This is a genomic window from Phycicoccus sp. Root563 (assembly GCF_001427915.1).
In the GTDB taxonomy this organism is placed as follows: Bacteria; Actinomycetota; Actinomycetes; order Actinomycetales; family Dermatophilaceae; genus Pedococcus.
The window spans coordinates 1,085,201-1,086,498 of record NZ_LMGM01000001.1; the positions used below are offsets into that span (position 1 = coordinate 1,085,201).

At 71.8% G+C, this 1,298-nt stretch carries 2 protein-coding genes; one reads left to right on the forward strand and one right to left on the reverse strand.

Translation table 11 applies throughout. From position 1 onward, the window contains the following. Positions 1 to 62 precede the first annotated feature (62 nt). Positions 63 to 476 (reverse strand): DUF4259 domain-containing protein, encoded by a 414-nt coding sequence (locus ASD62_RS20290; RefSeq protein WP_056915028.1) that lies wholly within the window; start codon positions 474 to 476, stop codon positions 63 to 65. A gap of 219 nt (positions 477 to 695) precedes the next feature. Between ASD62_RS20290 and ASD62_RS20295 the strand changes: the two genes are divergently transcribed. Then, positions 696 to 1,298 (forward strand): hypothetical protein (locus ASD62_RS20295; RefSeq protein ID WP_200956855.1); only part of this gene is annotated, 603 nt, incomplete at its 3' end.

Consider the following 1,298-nt stretch of genomic DNA (forward strand, 5'->3'; position numbering starts at 1 on the left):
CCTAACCGGTGCCCGGGGTGGCGCCGGTAGGCGTCACCCCGGGCAGGATCGGCTCGTCGGGGTCACTCGCCGAGGGTCTCGAGGTACCTGCTCAGGCGCTCGGTGATGTCGTCCGTGGCGCTGGCCTCGTCCCACAGCTCCCACCACTCGTTGTCGTCGGGCCGCAGCGCGCGGTGCAGGGCCTTGGTGGCCAGGTCCTCGAGCCCCTCGTCGACCACGATGGGCTCGTCCTCGATCCACCGCGGCAGGTACGGCTCGCGGATCGCACTCTCGAAGTCGTCACTCGCCGCCACCACGACGGCGGCGGCGATGGCCTCGGCCATCTCCGGCGCCTCGATGTAGGCACGCGACCCGACCACGCGGACCATCGCGTGCTCCACCCGGGCCCGACGCTCGTGCGGCTCGGCGTCCTCGAGGGCGTCGAGGAAGTCCAGCGCGTCGTCGTTCTCGAACGGTCCTGTCCCGGTAGCTCCCATACCGGCCTCCTTGTGCTCGGTCGTGCAGTGGCTCGACAGCGTGACCCGTCGAGCGTGCAACAGTCCCGGACGACACGCCAGTGGTCGTTCGGGCCATTCCTGACTCCACCGGACGGCACCTCCGGCCCCCTCGACATCGCCGAGGAAATGCCGTCGCCCGGAACGGGCCGGCAGGTCTAGCCTCGAGGTGCAGGGAGCCCCGCCCACCGGGAGGACCTCGTGCTGCACCCTTCGTCGACCGTATGGCGCGGACTCGCCGTGGCCGTCCTCGCCACCGTGGTGGCGGCCTGTGCGAGCGGCACCCCCGCCGTCACGGAGCGAGGCGCCCGCCCGTCCGGGTCGACCGGTACGTCGTCGACCACGAGCACCGCCGACCCGGGCCATCCCGTCGGCGTCGTGGCGATCGGCCACTCCGGGATGACGGGGTTCCACTCCGACCCGAACGCCCCCGACGACGACGTGTTCGCGAACTCCTGGGCCACCGGCACCAACCCTGCGGTCGACAGCATCTACGCCCGCCTCACCCGCGCCGTGCCCGAGACCGCCGACCACGTGGCCAACCTCGCCCGCGACGGCGCCGAGGCTGCCCTGCTGCCCTACCAGGCCCACGACGCCCTCCGCCTCGTGCCCACTCCACGGCTGGCCCTGGTGCAGATCATGGACAACGACATCCGTTGTGACGGAACCGATTCCGCTCACCTTGCCGAGTTCCGTGCCTCGGTGCGTGAAGCGGTGGACGTGCTCGTCGCCGCCTCGCCGAAGGTGTCGGTGGTCCTCGTGAGCGGGGCCGGTCGACCAGCCACCTATGCCGCCGCCATCGCC

Excerpts from the sequence above, each read along its gene's own strand:
- ASD62_RS20290 (WP_056915028.1), bottom strand. The coding sequence starts at position 476 with ATGGGAGCTACCGGGACAGGACCGTTCGAGAACGACGACGCGCTGGAC.